This is a genomic window from Mycobacterium sp. (genome assembly GCF_049281135.1).
Taxonomy (GTDB): domain Bacteria; phylum Actinomycetota; class Actinomycetes; order Mycobacteriales; family Mycobacteriaceae; genus Mycobacterium.
The window spans coordinates 1-2,766 of record NZ_JBAPRN010000442.1 but is presented as its reverse complement, the minus strand read 5'-3'; the positions used below and the strand labels follow the sequence as shown (position 1 = coordinate 2,766).

4 protein-coding genes are annotated in these 2,766 nt (G+C 63.7%); 3 read left to right on the top strand and 1 reads right to left on the bottom strand.

Annotation, left to right across the window (positions count from 1 at the left end; genetic code table 11):
* Window positions 1-382 (top strand): WS/DGAT domain-containing protein (locus tag WAN02_RS17965; protein WP_422265600.1); only part of this gene is annotated, 382 nt, incomplete at its 5' end.
* Here WAN02_RS17965 and WAN02_RS17960 read toward each other — a convergent pair.
* Entirely contained in the window at window positions 379-822 is a 444-nt protein-coding gene (locus tag WAN02_RS17960) for a DUF5994 family protein (RefSeq protein WP_422265599.1), read from the bottom strand. The genes WAN02_RS17965 and WAN02_RS17960 overlap by 4 nt on opposite strands.
* A gap of 272 nt (window positions 823-1,094) precedes the next feature.
* Between WAN02_RS17960 and WAN02_RS17955 the strand changes: the two genes are divergently transcribed.
* Window positions 1,095-1,886, top strand: coding sequence for a transglutaminase-like domain-containing protein (locus WAN02_RS17955; RefSeq protein ID WP_422265601.1), 792 nt, complete (start codon window positions 1,095-1,097; stop codon window positions 1,884-1,886).
* A 117-nt stretch (window positions 1,887-2,003) separates the two neighbouring features.
* Entirely contained in the window at window positions 2,004-2,711 is a 708-nt protein-coding gene (locus WAN02_RS17950) for a GAF and ANTAR domain-containing protein (RefSeq protein ID WP_422265598.1), read from the top strand.
* The last annotated feature ends 55 nt before the right edge of the window (window positions 2,712-2,766 follow it).

Sequence of the window (2,766 nt, the reverse complement as noted above, 5' to 3'; positions counted from 1 at the left end):
GCTCCACGCGGGTATGCGAATCGTCAAACGGCTGGATGTGCGTCAATTACTGACGCCGATCTCACACGGCAGTGTCTCTCCCGATGCGGGTCAGTCGTCGCCCGCGTACTGCGCCGGCGCCAAGGTCATCGGTATGCAGACGGTGACGCCGCTGCTGGAAGGTTGTGGGTTGACCATCACGCCAACGACCCACGGCGAGCAGATGGATCTCAGCGTGTGCGTGTGTCCGGACAATGTGCCCGGGGTCGACGACATAGCGACCGGAATTGTCGATGCGCTCGACATTCTGGTGGCGGCCGCAGGCAAATCCCCTCGCGGACAAGGCCGCTCGGTCGTCACCGAGATGACCACGCATACCAGCAAGCGTCGGCACGCTCGTTAGTCGTGCAGTAATCCGTCGATTGACGATGCGTTGTTCGGCGCTGCCGCGGACATCATGATGTCGTGTGCGTGCTCCGGGTCGGTGCGAGTCGGTACCACCAGCAGAGCGAGCTTGGTGCGGTTGATGCCGACGACCTGGATGGTGTTGCCCGGTTGCTGGTAGTAGCCGCGGAGTCGGACCATGTCGTCGCCGGTGGGGAAGTCGGTCGGCGCTGTCGCCCAGTCGGCGATGTTGTATGTCACGCGATCGATTGGGCCCAATCGGATCGAGAGTACCGCCAACAAATCTGGAAGTTCGATCGGAAGGTCGTCACTGTGCGGCCACCACGCTCCGTCGACACTGCCTGCAGTGGATCCCTTGGGCTTCAACCGCAGGCGGGGTGTGATCTGGGGTCCGGAACGCGTCGAATCTGTTGAGCTTCGGCCATCTTGCAGCGTCATGCGACGCTCCTGTCTTGGCCGCGAATCGACCAAATCGTTCGATCGGCGACGACACAATCTCAAACGGCTGCGTACGAAATATCGCCGACATACCCGACGCTACACGCCGCGTGTAAGGTCGGCAGGGTAACCGCTCTGGTCTGCGGTGATTTTCGCGGCGGCACGCGGCCGAATGTGAAATATGCGCTCGCATCCATATGTCGATCCTGGATCCCGCGTGGATCAACATCGAAGACAAGGAATCGCCCATGGACCACCAGTCCAAACGGGAGGTGGCCGCGGAGCTCGAAGTCGAGATCATTGACCCGACGACGCTGGAATTCCAGATCGCTGTCGCGCCGCATCCGAATACCGAAGTGTCAGAGCGGTTATCGTTCGTGTTGGACGGTAAACCCATTCAAGCCTTGGAGATCAGCGGTACGCACGGTAACCGCATCCACAAATTCGATGTTCCGGTGGGCTACCTGACTGTCGACTACGCCGCGACGATCGTCGGCCGGACCGACCCGGCGCCGGTGACCGAACACGATCTGTCGATGTATCTGCGTCCCAGCCGGTACGCCGAGGCGGACAAGCTCTATGGTTTCGCCGCAACGGAATTCGGTAACTACGCGGATTCGACGAGTCTGCTGGAGCGAGTCTCGCTCTGGGTGGGCACCCGGCTGAACTATGTACCGGGCTCGAGTGACCCGATCGACGGAGCGGTGGAGACCCTGCTCGCCGGCGCCGGGGTGTGCCGCGACTACGCGCACCTGGTCGTGGCGCTGCTGCGGGCAGTCAAGGTGCCGGCCCGTGTGGTGTCGGTCTACGCGCCGGGCCTGTTTCCGATGGATTTCCACGCAGTCGCCGAGGCGTTCGTCGGCGGGCAGTGGCGGGTCGTCGACGGAACTTTGCTGGCGCCCCGGCAGTCGCTGGTGCGCATCGCCACCGGACGCGACGCCGCCGACATAGCCTTCCTCGACAATCACCGAGGTGCGATCATCCTGCACAAGTTGGCGGTGACCGCGATCGTGGACGGCGATCTGCCCATCGACTCGATCGACCAACTGGTGTCGATCGGTTAGCGGTGCTGGTGCGCCGGTACTCGCAAATCCGGTCCGACTGGTGGATGGTGGAGGTATGACCTCGCCACTTCGACATCCGGGCGCTGCAATTGATGCCCGATCCTCGCTCGGCTAAATGTGGCGATCGCTGAACAACTGCGCGCGGCCGTCGATGGCCGGCGTGGCCTAGCGGCCGCTGATTCACTCTGCGAGGCCTGCGTGATGTTGTTCGGCATCGATGCGGCGGCCATCTCACTGGTCTTCTCCGGGGTCACCACCGGAACGTTCGGCGCCAGCGGCGCTGCCGCACGGGTGTATGACGAACTCCAGTTCACCATTGGCGAGGGTCCGTGCCTGGACTCCGTCGCGACGCGTGCCCCCGTCCTCGTCCCGGATCTCGCCAAACCCGACTCCGTTCGGTGGCCGCTGTACCGCCCCGCCATGCTCGACCAAAAGATCCGGGGAGTATTCGCGATCCCGGTGGTGCTGGCCGGCGAATTCGTCGGAGCGCTGGACTTTTTCAAGACACAGCCCGGCGAGCTGCCCGTTGAACAGCTGGCCGGTGCTGTCATGGCCGCCGAGCTGGCCGGCGCCCCACTGCTGGACCTCATGCACTCCGACCTGCAGGCCGCGGTCAACGACCCGTCCAGCGACGCGTGGGCCGACTTGAACGAACTGAGCCGCACCGAGGTCAGCCAGGCGACCGGCATGCTCGTCGCCCAACTCGGGGTCGAACCCGCCGAGGCGTTGGTGCGCCTGCGTGCCCACGCTTACGCCACCAACCGCAGTGCCACCGAGGTCGCCCGCGACATTCTCGACCGGCGACTGCGACTCGAAGGCGATTGATGCGATCCGAAAAGGAGGGCGAACATGACCGACACACCTCGTGAAACTCAAGTAC

What these genes read in the sequence shown, in the direction of transcription:
- WAN02_RS17960 (WP_422265599.1), bottom strand. Translation starts at nt 822, where the DNA reads ATGACGCTGCAAGATGGCCGAAGCTCAACAGATTCGACGCGTTCCGGA.